We start from the raw sequence: 19,285 nt of genomic DNA, 5'->3' as shown, positions 1-19,285 counted from the left end.
GGCGGCCGGCTGCTCCGAGATGGTCGCTGCATGATGCATGACGTACCGTGTGATCGCCAGCGCTCTGGTCTGCGCCGACCAGCGTGGTGGTTAGTGCTGGCCAGTGCCTGCAGAAAGACCACTCCGGAGCTGGAGTTCGAATTCCTGGCCACCACGCGCGAAGCAAGGTGGCTGTACGGCAAAGAAGTAGCCAACCACCTGGAGCAGGTGGTGTGGCCAAAGATATGCGCAATGAACGCTATCGATATGGCACTCACGTCCTCAACAGAGAAAGCAAAGGAAATCGGGGAGGGAAAAGAGGCCCTAAAAAAATGGCTATATTCTCAGCTAGAGGAAATTGACGAACTATTCTCCAGCCATCTTTCGATTAGCCACTAATCAAAAGTCCCCTTAGGGCAGGCACTCGAAAAAAAACCGCCTCGATTCATTCACTCTTTAAAAGCTCTGAGAGGGAAACAGCCAACGCTTCCGCCAAGCACTCCATATTGTCGATGCTGATATTCCTCGCACCTCGCTCAATTTGGCCAATATAGGTGCGATGCAGGCCGGAACGATCAGCAAGTTCTTCCTGCGACCACCCCAGCTGGTTGCGTTGCCGTCGTACTGCGATACCGAAACGAATCCTTGCTGTGCCCACAACCATCGCCTGCCACTCTGTCGTTGCTGGAACAGGCAGGCTGCGGTGATGTAGACGATAAATCTACATAATCCGCGTAACATCGTCTAATATTGATGACTATGAGTAACACCATGGGATGTCATCATGAAAATGCCAAACAGCTCTCAAGGGCAACCAATGCATCGCACGCTGCGTAACCGCAGACAACCAGGCGCAACCATCCCTTTCAAGGACTTCGCCGACACCGCCCAGGTGCTGATGGAAATCCTCGCCCAGGCCAATGCGCTGCTGGCGATCGAACCCGCGCTGCCAGCCGGCAGCGAGGCGCATCTGCGCGTGTTGCTGGAACAGGCGCGTACCCAGGTGGAACTCGCGCATAACGTGCTCGATTGCGCGCTGGAGCTGGCCGGCAGGCAGCTCCAAACCGGCTGAGCGCTTGTCCGCAGGCGCAGGCGCCGCCCCCGCCTCAATCCTCCCCCAGCACGATCCCAGGCAAATTCGCCACGCTGACCTCGCGCACGATGGCGACGAATTCGCGCAGGTAGGCGGTGTCGGCGCGTTCCAGCGGCACGGCGGCGTGCAGTTCGGATTGCAGGCCGCGCGCGGTGATCGGCTTGGCCAGCACGTAGCCGCGATCCAGGTAGTGCTGCACGCTCCAGTGCGGCAGCGCGGCGATGCCGCGGCGGCTGGCGACCAGTTGCAGGATCGCCACCGTCAGCTCGCTGGTGCGGCGCGGCGGGTTGATGCCGGCGGGCTTGAGCACCTTGCGCACCAGGTCGAGCATGTCGTCCGGCACCGGGTAGGTGATGAGGGTGTCATTGGCGAAGTCGGCGGCCTCCAGCACCGGCTTGTCGGCCAGCGGGTGATCCTTGGCCACCAGCGCCACCATGTCGAACGAGAACAGCGGAAAGTGTGCGATGCGCGCTTCGGGGTCGCGCTCGGAGACGATGGCGAGGTCGGCGCGATCCTCGAAGATCAGGCCCACCGGGTCGGCGTGGAAGCCGGACACGATGTCCAGCTCCACCTCGGGCCAGCGCTCGCGGAACGAATCCATCGCCGGCATCAGCCAGTCGAAGCAGGTGTGGCATTCCACGGCGATGCGCAGTTGCCCGGCCTCGCCTTCGCGCAGCTTGGCGATGTCGCGCTCGGCGGCCGCCACGCGGGGCAGCGTCTCGGCGGCCAGCGCCACCAGCTTTTCCCCGGCCGGGGTGAACTTCAGCGGGGCCTGCTTGCGCGCGAACAGCGGCAGGCCGTAGTGGTCCTCCAGCAGGCGAATCTGGTGCGACAGCGCGGATTGGGTCAGGAACAGCCGCTCGGCCGCGCGCGTCAGGCTGCCGGCCTCGCGGATCGCCAGCAGGGTTTTCAGGTGGCGCAGTTCCAGCAGCGATTGCATTAGTCCCTCTCATGTCCAGCGTGAAAAGAATGAGTTTGAATCATAAGAGAGTGGCGCGGATGATGCAAACCACATTCATGGAAAATGAGGTTTGCAATGACTATCGCTCATGTACTGGGCTTTCCGCGCATCGGCGCGCAGCGGGAGCTGAAGTTCGCGCTGGAAGGCTTCTGGCAAGGCGCCATCGACGAGACCGAGCTGGCCGCCGTGGGCAGCCAGCTGCGCCGCCGCCACTGGGCCTGGCAGAAGGAGGCCGGGCTGGACTTCGTCTGCGTGGGCGATTTCGCCTGGTACGACCAGGTGCTGAACACCGCCGCGCTGCTGGGCGCGCTGCCGGCGCGCTTCGGCTTCGACCCGGCCACGCTCACCCTGAAGCAGTACTTCGAACTGGCGCGCGGCAACGCGGCGCAGCCGGCGCTGGAAATGACCAAGTGGTTCGATACCAACTACCACTACTTGGTGCCGGAGCTGGACGCCGACACCCGCTTCGGCGGCGGCGTGGACTGGCTGTTCTACGAGATCGAGGAAGCGCGCACACAAGGCCATCGCGTCAAGCCGGTGCTGCTGGGGCCGCTGTCGTTTCTCTACCTGGCCAAGAGCAAGGCCGCCGGGCTGGACAAGCTGTCGCTGCTGCCGGACCTGCTCGCCGCCTACCAGCGCATCCTGGATAGATTGGCGGTGCAGGGCGTGCAGTGGGTGCAGATCGACGAGCCGATCCTGGCGCTGGAATTGCCGGCCGAGTGGCTGGCGGCGTTCGAGCCCGCCTACCGCGCGCTGGACCAGCTCGGGGTGAAGCTGCTGCTGGCCACCTATTTCGACAGCGTGGCCGGGCACGCCGCGCTGCTGCACCGCCTGCCGCTGGCGGGGGTGCACCTGGACCTGGTGCGCGCGCCGCAGCAACTGGATGCGCTGCTCGCCGACTGGCCGGCCGGGCGCGTGCTGTCGGCCGGGGTGATCGACGGCCGCAACATCTGGGCCGCCGACCTGGGCGCGCGGCTGGCCGCGCTGGCGCCGCTGGCCGAACGCCTGGGCGAACGGCTGTGGCTGGGCAGCAGTTGCTCGCTGCTGCACACCCCCGTCGATCTGGCGCAGGAAGACGGGCTGGACGCCGAGCTGAAGGGCTGGCTGGCGTTCGCCCGGCAGAAGCTGGACGAAGTGGCGGTGCTCAAGCGCGCGCTGGAACAGGGCCGCGACGCGGTGGCCGAGGCGCTGGCGCGCAGCGATGCCGCCGCCGCCTCGCGCCGTACCTCCGCGCGCATCCACAACCCGGCGGTGGCCGGGCGCGTCGCGGCGCTGACCGCGGCCGACGCCGCGCGCACCCTGCCGTACCCGCAGCGCGCCGAGCAACAGCGCGCGTGGCTGAAGCTGCCGCCGCTGCCCACCACCACCATCGGCAGCTTCCCGCAGACCAAGGAGATCCGCGCCGCGCGCGCCGCGTTCAAGCGCGGCGAACTGCCGCAGGCGGACTACGTGGCCGCGATGCAGGCCGAGATCCGCCTGGTGGTGGAAAAACAGGATGCGCTGGGGCTGGACGTGCCGGTGCACGGCGAGGCCGAGCGCAACGACATGGTCGAATACTTCGGCGAGCAGTTGTCCGGTTTCGCGTTCACCCGCTTCGGCTGGGTGCAGAGCTACGGCAGCCGTTGCGTCAAGCCGCCGATCATCTTCGGCGACGTGTCGCGCCCGCGCCCGATGACCGTCGAGTGGAGCCGCTACGCCCAGAGCCTGACCGCCAAGCCGATGAAGGGCATGCTCACCGGGCCGGTGACCATCCTGCAATGGTCTTTCGTGCGCGACGACCAGCCGCGCGAACGCACCTGCCTGCAGATCGCACTGGCGATCCGCGACGAGGTGGTCGACCTGGAAAGCGCCGGCATCCGCGTGATCCAGATCGACGAGCCGGCGTTCCGCGAGGGCCTGCCGCTCAAGCGCGCCGACTGGGATCGCTACCTGGAATGGGCCGGCCGCGCCTTCCGCGTTTCGGCCAGCGGCGTGGCCGACGCCACCCAGATCCACACCCACATGTGCTATTCGGAGTTCCACGACATCCTGCCGGCGATCGCGGCCATGGACGCCGACGTGATCACCATCGAGACCAGCCGCTCCGACATGGAGCTGCTGGAGGCGTTCGGCAGCTTCCGCTATCCCAACGAGATCGGTCCGGGGGTGTACGACATCCACAGCCCGCGCGTGCCGCCGGTGGCCGAGATGCTGCGGCTGATCGCCAAGGCGCTGGACGTGGTGCCGGCCGAGCGGCTGTGGATCAACCCCGACTGCGGGCTGAAGACGCGCGGCTGGCCCGAGACCGAGGCCGCGTTGCGCAACATGCTGGACGCCACCCGCGAAGCGCGCGCCGCGCTGGCCGAGGGCCGCCGCCTGGTGGTCGAGGCCAGCGCCGGCACCACCGCCGCGCACCAGGGCGCCTGCGACTGCCATTGAGGTGAGTACCGGGGCCGGCCAGGCCGACCAGGCCGGCCCCGCCGCGTGGCAGCGGAATAACCATGGGCTGTCTACACTGGGCAACGGCGCGCCATGAACGCCGGCCGCGCCCACGGCGGCGCAGACCGCCACGACGCATGCGCCCCACCGCCCGAGGCCAACCGATCCGTGAAATCCGCTCCGCTCCTGCCCTGCCTGCTGCCGTGGCTGCTGGCCGCCCCCCTGGCCAGCGCCGCACCGCCCGATACCGAACCCGCACCCGCCGACGCCAGCACCGCCGAAGCGGCCCCGCCGCCGCGCGGCGACAGCGTGTTCGACCTGGGCTACGAAGGCCGGGTCACGCCGCTGCCGGAACAGGCGATCCCGGCGGTGCCCGGCGCGGAAGGCAGCAAGCCGCCGCCGCGTCAGTGGAATCATGCGTTGCCCTTCTTCGCGCAGCGGGTGATCGACAAGGGCTATAACCTGCCCAACCCCTACGACATCGGCCTGTCGTACTACTACAGCAAGCAGAACATGCTGCTGAGCAACCTGGAGGTGTCGCTCGGCGATCGGGCGCTGCGCAATGCCGGCTTCGTGCAGTTCCCCACCAGCACGCTGGAAAACCGCTCCGAACAGATCCAGGTGGGCGCGTGGCTGTTCCCGTTCCTGAACGTCTACGCCATCGGCGGACACATCAAGGGCGGCGGCGACATCGGCATCTCGATGTCGGCCGACGACATGGTGCGCTTCGTCACCGGACAGGACCCGTGCTCGCGCCGCATCAAGCCGGACTGGTGCGGCAAGACGCTGTCCGCCACCGCGCGCGCCAACTACCACGGCTATTCGTACGGCGCCGGCTTCACCCTGGCCGGCAACGTGAAGCAGCTCTATTTCTCGCTGCCGGTGACCTATACCGTCTCCAGCGTGTCGATGTCCGACACCGACGCCAAGACCTGGAACATCGCGCCGCGCGTGGGGCTGAACTGGAGCCTGGGCGGCTGGGGCACGGTGATGACCTACGTGGGCGCCACCTGGCTGCACGCCGACGTGACCATCACCGGCAGCGTCACCATGCCCACCGCGCAGACCGACATCGGCCGCGACGTGGACCTGAACTTCAGCATCGACGAGAAGATCGCCGCGCCGTGGAACGGGCTGGCGGGCTTCCACTGGATGGTGAACCGCAACATCAGCCTGCTGGGCGAGGTCGGCTTCGGCCAGCGCCAGGGCTACATCCTCAGTTCCTTCCTGCGGTTCTGACCATGGCCAAGCCACTGACCGCACTGTGCGCGCTGCTGCTGGCCGCGCCCGTCCATGCCGACGACGACGGCTGGCTGGATCGCCTGCTGACCCGGCTGGGCGCCTCCAAGCAGGTGGACCTGAGCAAGGGCATCGACTGGGGCGTGCTGCCCGGCCCGTTCTACAACCCCGAGATGGGCGCCGGCATCGGCGTGGCCGCGGTGGGCCTCTACAAGCCCGACGACGCGCTGCCCGACACCCAGCTCTCCACGCTGACGCTGCGCGGCTTCGTCAGCTCGGTGGGCGCGCTGGGCATCGGCTTCGACAACAACACCTTCTTCGGCGACGACACCTGGCGCTTCTACGCCACCGGCTCGCTGGTACGCCTGCCGACCTCGTACTGGGGCGTGGGCTACGACGCCGCGCACCAGAACGCCAACAAACGCGACTACACCAAGGAGGAATTCGCGCTGTCGCCGCGCATCCTGCGGCGGGTGGCGCCCAGCACCTACGCCGGCATCGGCTGGAGCCTGCAACAGACCCGCGCCGTCGACGTCGAGGCCGGCAGCGCCATCGAAAGCGATCCGGACGGCGAATCGGTGTTCGTCTCCGGCGCGACCGTGCACTTCTCCTACGACACGCGCGATTTCATCCCCAACCCGGCGCACGGCCAGACGCTGCAACTGAACGCCGGCTTCTACGCGCCCGGCCTGGGCAGCGACACCCGCTTCCAGACCTTGGAAACGATCTACGACTACTACCACCCGCTGGGCGACGACGTGCTGGCGCTGGACCTGTACAGCCGCCTGTCGTGGGGCGACGTGCCCTGGACCATGATGTCGCAGATGGGCAACGGTAACCGCATGCGCGGCTACTTCCTGGGGCAGTACCGCGACAAGAACATGGTGGCCGGGCAGCTGGAATACCGCCATCACCTCGTCGGCCGCCACGGCATGGTGTTCTGGGGCGGCTTCGGCACCATCGCCGACAAGGTGTCCGACCTGGGCGACGACGCCCCGTGGCTGCCCACCGTGGGCGTCGGCTACCGCTTCGAATTCAAACCCCGCGTCAACGTCCGCCTCGACCTGGGCTTCGGCCGCGACACCACCGGGCTGTACTTCCAGCTGAACGAGGCGTTCTGAGGTTGGGTGGTTTGCGGGGGAAGGCGGAACCCCAAATCTTGAACCACAGAGAACGGTGAGAACACAGAGAAAACCTTGGAGAGAAAATCAGCCCAGGTTCTTCTGCGGGTTCTCGCCGAGCACTGTTTTCTTTCTTCCTCCCTCGCTTTTCTTCGTGTTCTCTGTGTTCTCTGTGGTTCAAGATTTGGGGTTTCCCGCCCCCTAAACCATCAACCTTCCCAGATCCACCCCCGTTTCCAGCAGGCCGCCGCGGTTGACTACGCTGGTGCCGCTGTCGCCGCCCAGCACCCAGTCGGCCAGGGCGCCGAAGACGTGTTCGATGCCGGTCAAGCCCAGGATGTCGTCGTTCAGGTTGCGGCCGAACAGCGCCAGTTCGCGCTCGGGGAAGGGGTTGCCGTACAGGCCGCCGCGCACGCCGTCGCCGATCACCAGCACCGCGTTGCCGCGCCCGTGGTCGGTGCCGCCGTCGCCGTTGGCGGCCAGCTGGCGGCCGAAGTCGCCGTAGATCACCAGCACCAGGTTGCGCCGGCTGCCGGCGTCCAGGTTGGGCCACAGCGTGTCGAAGCCGCGCCCCTTGGCGAACAGGTCGCGGAAGTTGGCCTCGGCCACGCTCTGCTGTTGCTTGTGGGTATCCCAGCCGCCGTACTCCATCGACAGCACCGGCGCGTCGATCAGCCCGGTCAGCGCCAGTACGTCGTGCAGGTTGCGCAGTTGCCCGCCCCAGTAGCGGCTGTTGTACGGCTCGCTGGCGGCGTACAAGGCGCGGATGGGGTCCGGCACCGGCAGCACCGCGCCGTCGGCCACGGTGTCGCCGCTGCCCAGCCGCGCCTTCACCCCGCCGCTCAACGCGCGCAGCACCTTCTCGTGATTGGCGAGGCGCGCCAGCACCGGGTCGGCGGCAAAGTCGCGGCCGGCGTAGTACGCCTTCAGGCTGCGCGCCAGCACCTGTTCGGCGGCGACCTTCTTCCAGGTGGGATCGCCGGGGGCGAAGCTGCGCTCGGCCAGCGCCAGCGCGCGCGAATTGGCGATGCTGACCACGCGGTCGGCGTTGGGCAACTGGCCGGCGGCGCCGGGGCCGAGGCAGAACGGGCGCGGGGCGCGGGTGAGCGCGCCGACGCGGGCGTTGCCGCCCAGCGTCGCCACCAGCCGCCCGCCCCAGCCGGGCTTGCGCTCCTGCGGCGCGCTGCCGCGATCGCCCTGGTCCATCACCTGCAAGGCGTGCGAATGATCGCGCGAGGTGGCGCCGACCACGTTGTGGATCACCGCCACGTGGCCGGCGTCCCATTGCTCCTTCAGCCAGCCGCAGCTCGCCAGCACGCCCAGGCCGGCGGCCTGCGCGGTGCCGGGCAGCGTCAGCGCCTGGTAGGCGCTGCCGAAACGCTGGAGGTAGCCGTCGCGGTGGCGCTGGTCGGCGGCGATGCCCTGGCTGGTGGCGCGCGCCGCCCACCAGCGCATGGCGTAGCTGTCGGCCGGCTCGTTGGCGGCGAGCGCGGGCGCGAACAGGTGGCGGAAATCCGGCCCGCCGCCCAGCGTGACCGACACCAGGGTGCGGCGCGGCACGCTCACCGCGCCGAAGGCGGTGGGGATCAGCCCGGGAAAGGCGGCCAGGCCGCCCGCCAGCAGGCTCAGCTTGAGGAAGTCACGTCGATTCATAGGGCACTCCTTTCAACGCCACCGACAACACCCAGCCGGCTGTGGCGCGCTTACTTGCCGTACTGCACGTACGGTCCGCGTTTCGCGCTGCGTGCCAGGACCGCTTCGCCGGGTGTTGTGGGCGGCTCCGGGTTTGATCACTCACCACGCACCACCTGCGCCTGCGGCAGGGCGGACAGGAAGGCGACGGCGTAGGCGACGCGCCGGTTGGCGTCCTTGCGCACGGTGGCGTCGGCGCTGTCGAGCGCCAGCGGCAGCGCCGCCAGGCCCTCCAGGCAGCGGCTGCCGAGCGCGCCCGGTGCGAAGTCGGCGTCGGTGAACACGTAGTCGGGATCGGTGCCGGCGGCGCCGTTGCCGGTGCAGTAGTAGCCGGCGTCGCGGCCGGTGCCGAGCAGCGCGTAGGTGTAGAGCCGCTCGTGCGCGCCGAAGCCGCCGCCGCCGATGAAGCGCTGCCACAGCCAGCCGGCGACGCGCCCGGTGCGCCAGCCGCCGTCCGCCTCGCGCGGGGCCAGCGCGTCCCAGCGTTTTTCCCAGCCGGGCGCCTGCGCGGCAAGCTCGGCGTTGCCGTCGCCGTCCACCCGGGCGAAGCGCCACAGGCCGTCGATGCCGCGGTTGTACACCACGCGGAAATGGTCGGCGGCGAGCGAGGTCTCCTCGCCGGTGGTGTGGCCGAACACGTTGTGGCTGGGCGAGAAGGCGTCGAAGCCCTCTTCCCAGGTCACCAGGCCGATGGCGGAATACAGCCCCACCAGCTCGCTTTCCTGGCGGGTGAGCGCGAAGCGGTTGAGCAGCACCATGTTGCGCTCCAGCGGGGTCAGGTATTTCACCCGCGCCGGGTCGTGGAACTGGCGCGAGATCGCATAGGCGCGCAGGAAGTCGAGCAGGCTCTTGCGCTGGCCCATGTCGCGCCAGTAGGCGCGCAGCTCGGCGATGTCGGCGGCGCCCAGGCGGTCGTTGGCCAGCCCGGCGACGATCTTCACCGGCAGGTTGGCCTCGGATTCGGGATGGCGGATCGCCACTTCGGCCAGCGCCAGCAGCTTGTCGCGCGCGGTGGCGCCGGCGATCTGCGCGTGCAGGATCTCCAGCGGCGCCTGGTGGTGCTGCGCGGTGCCGAACGCCAGTTCGGTGGCGTGGTCGCTCGGCTCGGTCATGTCGGTGAGCAGGCGGGCGGTGTTCTTCACCGTGACCACTTCGTGGTAGCTGTCCTCGCCCGTCGCGCGCGGTGCGGCGTCCTCGGGCTGGGTGGTGCCGAGGATGCCGAAGAACAGCTGGTGGAATTCGCGGGCGAAATCCTCGTTGCCGCGGAACACGCCGCGCGCGTTGTCGTAGGTATTGCGGAAGTGGCCGTACTGGCGGCCGATGGCGGCGGACATCGCGGCGCGCGCCAGCGAGCGCGAATAGCTGTCGCCGGCGGCGAACGATTGCAGCAGCGTGTCGTAGTAGGCGCCGATCTGCGCGCCGGACACGTCCACCTCCTGGTTCACCGCCAGGTGGTAGTTGGTCTCCCAGAACAGCACGCGGTGCAGGAACGGATTGAGCCCCGGCGTCATCCCGGCCTGCAGGCCGACGCGGGCGACACCACCCCAGCTGCCGCCGATGTCGAAGGCGGCGCGGGTGGCCTGTGGGAACGGGCTGCTGGCGCCGCGCCAGTAGGCCGACAGCCCCGCCAGGGTGCCGCCGCCGGTGCGCAGCGGATCGGCGCCGCCCAGGCCGGGCGACAGGCGCGGGTTGAACGGCGCGAAGTCGAGCATCTGCACGATGGCCTGTTGCGGCGGCATCGCCGCCCATTCGCGGATCTGCGCGTCGCTGGCCTGGCTGCCGTAGGCGAAGGTCTGCAACACGTTGCGCACCGCCGCCTCGTGCCATTGCGTGGCGTCCACCGCCGGCAGCGCGCTCGATACCGGCAACGGCGTCGGCTGCGGCGCCACCGAACCGCCGCCGTCGCCACCACCGTTGTTGCCATTGTTGCCGCCATTGCCGCCGCCGCTCCCACCACCGCTGTCGCCGCCGCCACCACCGCAGGCGGCCAGCGCCAGCGCGCACGCGAATGCCGCCAGCAGGCGCGCGCGGGCGCCGCCTTCGCAGGTTCGGTTCATCTCGTGTATCCCCGGAAACCCCTGTTGGGAGCCGCTGGCAAAATCCGCCGGGTCTTGCGTGCGGTTCCTCGCCGTCGCGCCGTGGCGCGCGGTCCTGTCGCCCCCGGCGGCCGCGCGAGGCGGCGTCCGGGAAAAGCGCGGCAAGCATCGCATGCGGATGACATCGGGCCGGATGCCGTCGGGCTGGCTGGAACGACAGCCCGTCATGCGACAACGGCGCGGCGACGGCCGTGCCCGACGGGCGGTCGCGGCTGTCAGGAAAATGCCCACAAGCCGCGCCAGGACTGGCCTCAAGTCATACTTGACTGTTTATTTAAGAGCCATTCCGGCCGGGGAAAAACGCGCGTCGGCCCAGGGTGAATCGACCTTCAAACGCGGGGGCGAAGGTCGATTCGCCCTAGTGCCGCAGGAAGGCGTCGAACACCGCCACCGTGCGCGCGATGGCGTCGGCATCCACCTGCCAGTGGGTCACCAGCCGCATCAGGCCGTCCTCGGGCGGATTGGCCAGGATGCCGGCGGCGTTCAGCCGCGCCATCAGCGCCGCGCCGTCGATGGGCCGGGTGAAGCGGAACCACACCATGTTGATCTGCACCGCGTCCAGATCGACCTCCAGCCCCGGCAGCGCCGCCAGTCGTTCGGCCAGCAAGCGGGCGTGGGCGTGGTCCTCGTGCAGGCGCTGGGTCATCCGTTCCAGCGCGATCAGTCCCGGCGCCGCCAGCACTCCGGCCTGGCGCAGTCCGCCGCCGAGCAGCTTGCGGCGGCGCCGCGCGGCGTCGATGAAGGCCGCGCCGCCGGCCAGCAGCGAGCCCACCGGCGCCGCCAGCCCCTTGGACAGACAACACATCACGCTGTCGGCGTAGCGGGTGATCTCGCGCGCATCCACGCCCAGCGCGGCGGCGGCGTTGAACACCCGCGCGCCGTCCAGGTGCACCGGCACCGCGTGGCGCTGCGCCACCTCCCACACCGCGGCCATCGCCGCCAGCGGAATCACCCGGCCGTTGGAATGCGCGTTTTCCAGGCAGATCAGCCCGGTGCGCGGCGCGTGGATGTCGTCGCCGACCCGGATGCGGCGGCGGACCGCCTCGGGGTCGAGCACGCCGCGGTCGCTGTCCAGCGTGCGCAGCTGCACCCCGGCGATGGCGCCGGCGGCGCCGGCCTCGTGCCAGACGATATGGCTGTCGTCGCCCAGGATCACTTCGTCGCCGGGGCGGCAGTGGGTGAACAGCGCGAGCTGGTTGCCGAAGGTGCCGCTGGGCACGAACAGCGCGGCCTCCTTGCCCAGGCGCTGCGCCGCCATGCGCTCCAGCCGCAGCACCGTGGGATCGTCGCCGTAGCAGTCGTCGCCGACTTCGGCCTCGAACATGGCCTGGCGCATCGCCGGCGTGGGTTGGGTGACGGTATCGCTGCGCAGGTCGATCATGGCCGGAACTCCTCGGTGAATCGAAGCATGCTGCCAGAGCCGCCAGGCGTCGGCCATCGGGTCGATCCCCGGTGGCGGGCGGCCCGCCGTCACCTGCCTCAACTTTCTTCTGCTTGCCTCAAACCTGACTGGTCATCCCCGAAAAAAGCCGCTCGTCATGGATCGCCGGGCACGGGGATAAGTGCGGGTTGTCTGGTGCCATGGCGCATGGTTGTTGAAGTTGGCACAATTGATGCCAGTTTCCGAATCCGTCAGCCAGCCCATGAACAACGCCGATCTGCTCGACCGCAGCCGCAAGGCCGTCTGGCACCCGTGCACCCAGATGAAGCGCCACGAACGCCTGCCGCTGGTGCCGCTGTCGCACGGCGAAGGCGCGTGGCTGGTCGACTGCGACGGCAAGCGCTATCTGGATGCGGTGTCCAGCTGGTGGGTCAACCTGTTCGGCCACGGCGAGCCGCGCATCAAGGCGGCGATCAAGGCCCAGCTCGATACGCTGGAGCACGCCATGCTGGCCGGCTTCACCCATCGCCCGGTGGTCGAGCTGTCGGAGCGGCTGGCGGCGCGCACCGGCCTGGGCCACGCCTTCTACGGCTCGGACGGCGCCTCGGCGGTGGAGATCGCGCTCAAGATGAGCGCGCATTACTGGCGCAACCACGACCGCCCCGAGAAGCACCGCTACCTGCACCTGGGCGGCAGCTACCACGGCGAGACGCTGGGCGCGCTGGGCGTGACCGACGTGCCGGTGTTCCGCGACGCCTACGCGCCGCTGCTGCGCGGCGCCATCGCGGTGCCCAGCCCCGACTGGCGCCAGGCCGCGCCGGGCGAGACCCCCGAACAGGTGGCGCTGCGCGCCGCGCTGGCGCTGGAGGCGGCGTTCGAGCGCCATCCGGGCGAGATCGCCGCGCTGATCCTGGAACCGCTGGTGCAGGGCGCCGCCGGCATGGCGATGTACCACCCGGCCTACCTGGCGCGCGCACGCGCCTTGTGCGACCGCTACCACGCGCACCTGATCGCCGACGAGATCGCCGTCGGCTTCGGCCGCACCGGCACCTTCCTGGCCTGCGAACAGGCGGCCGTCCGCCCCGATTTCGTCTGCCTGTCCAAGGGCATCACCGGCGGTTTCCTGCCGCTGGCGGCGGTGCTGACCACCGACACGGTCTACGACGCCTTCTACGACGACGACGTGGCGCGCGGCTTCCTGCATTCGCATTCGTACACCGGCAACCCGCTGGCCTGCGCCGCGGCGCTGGCGGTGCTGGACATCTTCGATAGCGACGACGTGCTGGCGCGCAACCGCGAGCGCGCGGCGCGCTGGAGCACGCGCTTCGCGCCGCTGGCGGCGCATCCCAGGGCGCGGCATTTCCGCCACCTGGGCATGATCTGGGCTTTCGACGTGGCCGACGCGCCGGCCGGCTTCGCCAGCGCGTACTTCGCCGCCGCCCTGGCGCGCGGCGTGCTGTTGCGCCCGATCGGCGGCACGATCTACTTTATGCCGCCCTATACGATGAACGATGACGAGGCCGGCATGCTGGCCGACGCCGCGCTGGAGGCGCTCGATGCCGCCCTGGCCGGATCAGCAGAGGGAAACGATGTCGCTGTCGCTTAAGTTGCCGGAGAAAGACCCCAAGCTGGCGGATTTCGTCGAACTGCGGCCCAAGGCCGTGCGCGACTGGCTGGCCGCGCTGCCCAACCATCACCCGATGGACGCGGGCCGGCAGATCCTGGACGCGCTGGCCAGTTGCAACCGGGTGGAAGTCGATCCCGAGGAGCGGGTCAAGCTGCTGGACGAATACCACAGCGCGCTGGCGTTGCTGGCCGGCGGCTTCGAGGAGCTGTACCTGTCGCAGGGGCTGCCGCTGCGCGACAAGGCGCGCCAGGCGGCGCTGCTGGCGCGCAGCCTGTGGCTGGAGCTGGCCGACGGCTACAAGGTGGCGCTGGTCGAGCGCCTGGAAAAGCGCTTCGTCTTTGGCGGCAGCAAGCTGGCACCGCAACTGCTGCACCAGATCATCGCCATCCACTACCGGCTGTTCCAGATCAGCTGTCGCGTCTCGATGGTGATGCCGGAAGGCGTATGGCTGGAGACGCACCGCCTGTTCCGTCACGGCGTGGAGCAGCGCTGGCTGGAAGAGACGCGCGGCGAGCCCGGCGCGCCGACCACCAGCATCTACTACAAGCGCCTGCTGCTGCTGTCGCTGGCCGACCCGCTGCGCTTCGCCCCGGACGAGCAGGCGCGGCTGATCGACGTGGTCGACAACTACGCCCACTACGCGCACTTCCAGCCGGTGGTGCAGCAACAGGCCAGCGCCGCCGGCTTTTTCCTGGTGCGGCTGGACGTGGACGAGGCGCCGAACTACATCGGCCGCGCGGTCGACGACTACCAGGGCACCGCGATGCTGGTCGACACCATCGACCTGGGCAAGAAGCTGCACCGCGTGCTGGCCGGGCTGGAGGCCAAGGCGCCCACCGCCGGCGACCGCGCCAAGCTGATGGCGTGGATGGATACGGTGCGGCGGCTGATCAAGCAATGGAGCATCGCCCCCAAGCGCGTGTTCCAGCGCATCCGCAACGACGCCAGCGTCGAGCTGTGCCATGGCCTGCGCGCGGCGGCGCAAAGCCAGCGCCACAACCTGCCGCCGTTCGGCGACGGCCACTACGCCAGCGCCGGGCTGGACGGCATGCCATACAGCGCGCCGTGGCGCGTCATCAACGAAAGCCCCGGCGGCTACGCGGTCACCACCCGCGACGCCCCGCCGGAACGGCTGCACGCCGGCGACATGGTCGGCCTGCGCCCCGAGGGCAGCGGGCCGTGGATGGTGGCGGCGATCCGCTGGTTGCAGCAGTGCGAGGACGGCGCCATCGAGATGGGCCTGCAGATCCTGGCCGCGCGCGCCGACGTGGTGCTGCTGCGCCCCACCGTCGGCCTGGTCGATGCGCAATACGAACCGGCGCTGCTGCTGCCCGAGATCACCACGCTGCGCCAGCCGCCGCTGCTCGCCACCATCAAGGGCCACTACGCGCCGCTGCGCGAGCTGTCGCTGCTCACCGAGAGCGGCCCGCGCACCGTGCGCGCGGCCAAGCTGGTCGAGCAGCAGATGGGCTACGACCTGTTCGAATACACCGATAGCTGACAGCGGCCGGCACCAGGCCCGGCCCGCCGCCGTCACCCCCTGGCGGCGGCGCACGCATGCGCGGTCGCCGTGCCGCGCGCCCTTCCCTCTTCGGATTCGGACAATCCGGCTCGCATCCCGCGCCGGGCGGTTTATGCTGAACAGTTGCCACAAGATAACCAGTAGCTTTCACTACTGGTCGCGGCGACGTGATGCTCCCTCCGAAGGTGACTCGCTTGCTCGACGCCGCCCCGTCCCCCTCCGCATACCGGCAGCCGCTGATCTGGTCGCGCGGCATGCTGCGCATGCTGACCGCGTTCGCCGTGCTGCTGTTCACGGGTGCGCTGGCGACCGTGTTGTCGGTGGTGGGCAACGAAATGGTGTGGATGCAGCTGGTCACCAGCGTGGCGCACTTCGAAGAAGTGATGAACCAGCGCGAGCGCACCGAGTATTTCCTGCGCAAGAGCGCGGATCTGGTGCAGCGTTCCGACGATCGCTACCAGATCGGCGCGTGGCGCCAACGGCTGATGGCGCAACTGAGCCGGCCCGGCCCGCACCGGACGGTGGTCGACGACTTCCATTGGGCGCGGCCGTTCCAATTGCTGACACGGGACGCGCTGGCCCCGGAGGACGAGCAGCAGCTCGACAAGGCCCTGGTGCTGGCCCTGTTCGCCAGCGGCTACTGGGGCGAGCTGCCGCCGCGAGCCAGCATCTACCTGGTGGCGGCCGACGGCAGCTTCGCCGCCGTGCTGACGCAGAACGGCACGCAGCGCACCGCCCCGCCGGGGCACGAGATCGACATGCTGCTGCAACCGCTGCGCGAGCACCCGATGCGCAATGCCAAGCCCTACTGGCAGGCACTGGTCTCGTCGCCCACCGGCCAGGTGGACGAACTGATCTGCTACGTGCCGCTGCCCAGCACCGACAGCTACCTGGCGCTGCGCGTGCACGTGGACGCCGCGATGGCGTTGCAGCATTTCCAGCGGCAGCGGATCGGCCAGTTCGCGATCTTCGACCGGCACAACGTGCGGCTGTTCGGCGACGCCGAACTGCACGGGCTGACGCCCCGCTTCGGCCGCAACACCACCCAGGACCGGCTGAGCGCCGGCAAGCTCGACTTCCGGGTGGAGAACGGCCTGCTGCTGGTCAGCCACCAGGACAACGCCTCGGGCTGGCGGGGCCTGCACGGTTATCCGCTGTGGCCGCTGCTGCGCGACCGCCTGCCGGTGTGGGGCTCGGCCATCGTGCTCTACCTGCTGGCGGTGGCCACCACGCTGTGGTTCTCGCACCGGATGTGGCGACAGGCGCTGCAACCGGCCGCCAGGCAGGCCGAGCGTGTCGCCGAGAGCGAGGCGTTCAACCGGGCGATCCTGCACGCGGCGCCGGTGGGGCTGATGGTGTTGCGGCTGGGCGACGGCGCGCTGGTGATGCACAACGAGCGCGCGGCGCAACTGCTTGCGAAAGCGGGGCCGCCGCAAGAGGCGGCGCGCAAGCTGCTGGCGATGACGCGGGTGAATGGCCAACCGATAACGCCGTGCGAGTGCCCCGACTCCAGCGGCCACGAGCTGGTGCTGGCCGGCCATACGCTGCTGGTGCGCTTCTCGCATTCCAGCTATCGCGGCGAGCCGGTGTTGTTGTGCAGCATGGGCGACATCGACCAGCAGAAGGCGGTGGAGGCGGCGCTGGCCGAAGCCAAGCGTGCGGCCGACGACGCCAATCACGCCAAAAGCCGCTTCCTCGCCACCATGAGCCACGAAATCCGCACCCCGCTGCACGCGGTGCTGGCCGGGCTGGAACTGCTGGGCGCGGGCAAGTTGTCCCCCCCGCAGCGCGAGCGGCTGACGCAGGTCGACGACGCCTCGCAGGGCCTGCTGGCGGTGATCGACGACGTGCTGGATTTCAGCAAGATCGAGGCCGGCGAACTGGCGTTGCACCCGACGCCCACCGATGTGGTGACGCTGGTGGAGGCGGTGGCGCGCACCTTCGCGCCGCGTGCCGCCGCGCGCGGCCTGCAATTGCACTGCCTGGTCGGCGCCGACCTGCCGCGCATCCTGCCGCTGGATGGCCCGCGCCTGACCCAGGTGCTGAACAACCTGGTGGGCAACGCCGTCAAGTTCACCGAACAGGGCAAGGTCACGCTGCTCGCCGAACGGGCGCGCGACGTGCACGGCACGTGGCTGTCGCTGCGCGTGGTCGATACCGGCATGGGCATCGCCCGCGCCGACCAGGCGCGGCTGTTCGAGCCGTTCGTGCAGGCCGACAGCAGCCGTACCCGCAGCCACGGCGGCAGCGGGCTGGGGTTGTCGATCTGCCACCGCCTGGTGGCGCTGATGCAGGGGCGGATCGAACTGGTCAGCGAGCCGGGCCTGGGCAGCAGCTTCCAGGTGCTGCTGCCCGGCGGCGATCTGCCGCCCACCGCACCCGACCAGCGCCTGGCCGGCCTGACCGTCGCGGTCGCCAGCCCGTTGCGCGAGCAGGGCGAGGATCTGGCCGCCTGGCTGCGCCATGCCGGCGCCACGGCCCACTGGCTGCGCGCCGGCGAACCCGTCTCCGGCTGCGACGTGCTGGTGCTGGACGAACAACTGGCCGAGATCCCGGCGGATGCGCCGGCGCGCCGGCTGGTGCTGGCGCAGCTCGGGCCGCTGCACCCGCACGGGGTACAACCGGGCACCCTGTCGCGCTATGCCCGCGACACGCTGGTGGACCTGCTGGCCGGCGTCGAGACGACGTCGCCGGTCGCCAGCATGCCCACCCCGCCACGCCACCGGGTGCTGGTGGTGGACGACCACCCGGTGAACCGCCAGGTGCTGTGCGACCAGTTGCAACTGCTGGGCCAGGACGCCCACGGCGTCGGCGACGGCGAGGCCGCCATCCGCTGGCTGGCCGACCATCCGTACGACCTGGTGCTGACCGACCTGGCAATGCCGGGCATGGATGGCTATACCTTGGCGCGAACCCTGCGCGCCCAGGGCTACACGGCGCCCATCGTGGCGGTGACCGCCAGCGTACAGCGCGAAGCGCTGCAGGACGCGCTCGACGCCGGGTTCGACCGCTGGCTGACCAAGCCGCTGAAGCTGGCGACGCTGGCGGAGCTGCTGCACGAACTGCCGGCGCCGCCCGACACGGTGCCGCCGGCCGCCACACCTTCGTCTGGGCCCGCCGCCATGGCGGCGTCGGGGCCACCGGCCATGAACGACGCGGTGGCCCAGGCGTATCGACGCGATCTGGCGCAACTGGATGCCGCTCTGGCGGCGGACGATAAAGCGGCCTTTCTCGCCGCGCTGCACGCCTTCAAGGGTGCGCTGGCGGTGATGGGCCATGAGGTTGCGGTGCAACGCTGCACCGCGTTGGAAGCAATGGTGGCTGCACAGGGACCGGTCGGGGCGACGCCCGCCTACGATGCGCTGCGGGCCGAAGTCCGGCCCCTGGTCCGAACAGGAGACGACGATGCAGAACAAGATTCAGGTGATTCTGGCGGATGACCACCCGGTCGTGCGCATGGGCTTGTCGCAGATGCTGGCGAACCGCCTGGACATGGCGGTGGTCGGCGAGGCCGGCGGCGTCGGCGACCTGCTGCGGATGGTGGCGGTGCTGCCGTTCGACGTGGTGATCACCGACTTCTACATGCCCGATCCGACGCTGACCGACGGCCTGTCGCTGATCCGCCGACTGCGCCGCACCATGACCGAGGATCAGCACATCGTGGTGCTGACCATGCTGGACAACCTGGCCTTCGTCGATCAGATGCTGGAGGCCGGCGCCACCTCGGTGCTGAACAAGCACGATCCGCTGGACGAGGTGATCGAGGCCATCCTGCACGCCGCGCGCGGCGACAGCTACCTGAGCAGCGGCATCCGCAGCGCCCGGCTGGCCGAGGGCAACCGCAACGCACCCAGCCAGTGGGCCGCGCTGAGCCCGCGCGAATCCGAAGTGATCCGCCTGTACCTCACCGGGATGAGCGTGACCAGCATCGCCCACCAGGTGCACCGCAGCGTGAAGACCATCAGCCAGCAGAAGAAATCGGCCATGGACAAACTCGGCGCGCCCAACGACGTGGCGCTGTTCCAGATCGCCAAGGAAGGAGGAATGATCGGCTGACCGCCCCGCACGGCCGGGGCATCGCGCGGCGCGCCCGGCCACTGCGCCACGGCGCGCCGTCGTCCGATAAAAAAAGGCACCCCGAAGGGTGCCTTTTTCG

14 protein-coding genes are annotated in these 19,285 nt (G+C 69.4%); 9 read left to right on the top strand and 5 right to left on the bottom strand.

The window, feature by feature from the left end; genetic code table 11:
- Positions 1-30 precede the first annotated feature (30 nt).
- The gene (locus C556_RS22805; RefSeq protein WP_026262842.1) at positions 31-378 is read left to right on the top strand and encodes a hypothetical protein; all 348 of its coding nucleotides are present in this window, start codon (positions 31-33) and stop codon (positions 376-378) included.
- A gap of 46 nt (positions 379-424) precedes the next feature.
- Here C556_RS22805 and C556_RS22130 read toward each other — a convergent pair whose 3' ends face one another.
- The gene (locus C556_RS22130; RefSeq protein ID WP_040430504.1) at positions 425-643 is read right to left on the bottom strand and encodes a helix-turn-helix domain-containing protein; all 219 of its coding nucleotides are present in this window, start codon (positions 641-643) and stop codon (positions 425-427) included.
- A 153-nt stretch (positions 644-796) separates the two neighbouring features.
- On the opposite strand from C556_RS22130, the gene C556_RS0105800 reads away from it, so the two are divergent.
- On the top strand, positions 797-1,051 hold the full coding sequence (locus C556_RS0105800; protein WP_018747293.1) for a hypothetical protein: 255 nt from the start codon (positions 797-799) through the stop codon (positions 1,049-1,051).
- 34 nt (positions 1,052-1,085) lie between these two features.
- On the opposite strand, the gene C556_RS0105795 is transcribed toward C556_RS0105800, so the two are convergent.
- Positions 1,086-2,012, bottom strand: a complete 927-nt coding sequence (locus tag C556_RS0105795) for a LysR family transcriptional regulator (RefSeq protein ID WP_018747292.1) — start codon at positions 2,010-2,012, stop codon at positions 1,086-1,088.
- A gap of 96 nt (positions 2,013-2,108) precedes the next feature.
- On the opposite strand from C556_RS0105795, the gene metE reads away from it, so the two are divergent.
- The 3 genes from metE to C556_RS0105780 all read left to right on the top strand — a co-directional run bounded on the left by metE (position 2,109) and on the right by C556_RS0105780 (position 6,811).
- Positions 2,109-4,451: a 5-methyltetrahydropteroyltriglutamate--homocysteine S-methyltransferase gene (metE, locus tag C556_RS0105790; RefSeq protein ID WP_018747291.1), complete on the top strand. Its 2,343-nt coding sequence runs from the start codon at positions 2,109-2,111 to the stop codon at positions 4,449-4,451.
- Between the two features lie 168 nt (positions 4,452-4,619).
- Positions 4,620-5,690 carry a hypothetical protein gene (locus C556_RS0105785; RefSeq protein ID WP_157235904.1) on the top strand — a complete coding sequence of 357 codons (1,071 nt, stop codon included), beginning with the start codon at positions 4,620-4,622 and terminating at the stop codon, positions 5,688-5,690.
- A 2-nt stretch (positions 5,691-5,692) separates the two neighbouring features.
- Complete coding sequence (locus C556_RS0105780) at positions 5,693-6,811, top strand: BamA/TamA family outer membrane protein (RefSeq protein ID WP_018747289.1); 1,119 nt, start codon at positions 5,693-5,695, stop codon at positions 6,809-6,811.
- Between the two features lie 201 nt (positions 6,812-7,012).
- On the opposite strand, the gene C556_RS0105775 is transcribed toward C556_RS0105780, so the two are convergent.
- From C556_RS0105775 to ltaE, 3 genes are all read right to left on the bottom strand, one after another.
- Positions 7,013-8,464: a DUF1501 domain-containing protein gene (locus tag C556_RS0105775; protein ID WP_018747288.1), complete on the bottom strand. Its 1,452-nt coding sequence runs from the start codon at positions 8,462-8,464 to the stop codon at positions 7,013-7,015.
- Positions 8,465-8,601: 137 nt separating this feature from the next.
- Entirely contained in the window at positions 8,602-10,560 is a 1,959-nt protein-coding gene (locus C556_RS19510; protein WP_018747287.1) for a DUF1800 family protein, read from the bottom strand.
- Positions 10,561-10,957: 397 nt separating this feature from the next.
- The gene (gene ltaE / locus C556_RS0105765) at positions 10,958-11,980 is read right to left on the bottom strand and encodes a low-specificity L-threonine aldolase (RefSeq protein WP_018747286.1); all 1,023 of its coding nucleotides are present in this window, start codon (positions 11,978-11,980) and stop codon (positions 10,958-10,960) included.
- Positions 11,981-12,242: 262 nt separating this feature from the next.
- Here ltaE and bioA point away from each other — a divergent pair, with 262 nt between their 5' ends.
- The 4 genes from bioA (at position 12,243) to C556_RS0105745 (ending at position 19,185) form a co-directional block, all read left to right on the top strand.
- On the top strand, positions 12,243-13,586 hold the full coding sequence (gene bioA, locus C556_RS0105760) for an adenosylmethionine--8-amino-7-oxononanoate transaminase (RefSeq protein WP_018747285.1): 1,344 nt from the start codon (positions 12,243-12,245) through the stop codon (positions 13,584-13,586).
- Positions 13,570-15,108 (top strand): cyclic-di-GMP receptor FimW-related protein, encoded by a 1,539-nt coding sequence (locus C556_RS0105755; RefSeq protein WP_018747284.1) that lies wholly within the window; start codon positions 13,570-13,572, stop codon positions 15,106-15,108. The genes bioA and C556_RS0105755 overlap by 17 nt, the downstream gene beginning before the upstream one ends.
- A 215-nt stretch (positions 15,109-15,323) precedes the next feature.
- On the top strand, positions 15,324-18,569 hold the full coding sequence (locus C556_RS19505; RefSeq protein ID WP_018747283.1) for an ATP-binding protein: 3,246 nt from the start codon (positions 15,324-15,326) through the stop codon (positions 18,567-18,569).
- Positions 18,535-19,185: a response regulator gene (locus C556_RS0105745; protein ID WP_018747282.1), complete on the top strand. Its 651-nt coding sequence runs from the start codon at positions 18,535-18,537 to the stop codon at positions 19,183-19,185. Before C556_RS19505 ends, C556_RS0105745 begins: the two co-directional genes overlap by 35 nt.
- Positions 19,186-19,285 lie beyond the last annotated feature (100 nt).

The sequence above is a fragment of the Chitiniphilus shinanonensis DSM 23277 genome, from assembly GCF_000374805.1.
Taxonomy (GTDB): Bacteria; Pseudomonadota; Gammaproteobacteria; order Burkholderiales; family Chitinibacteraceae; genus Chitiniphilus; species Chitiniphilus shinanonensis.
Note: the sequence above shows the minus strand (reverse complement) of the source record. Positions and strands in the feature narration are given on the sequence as shown.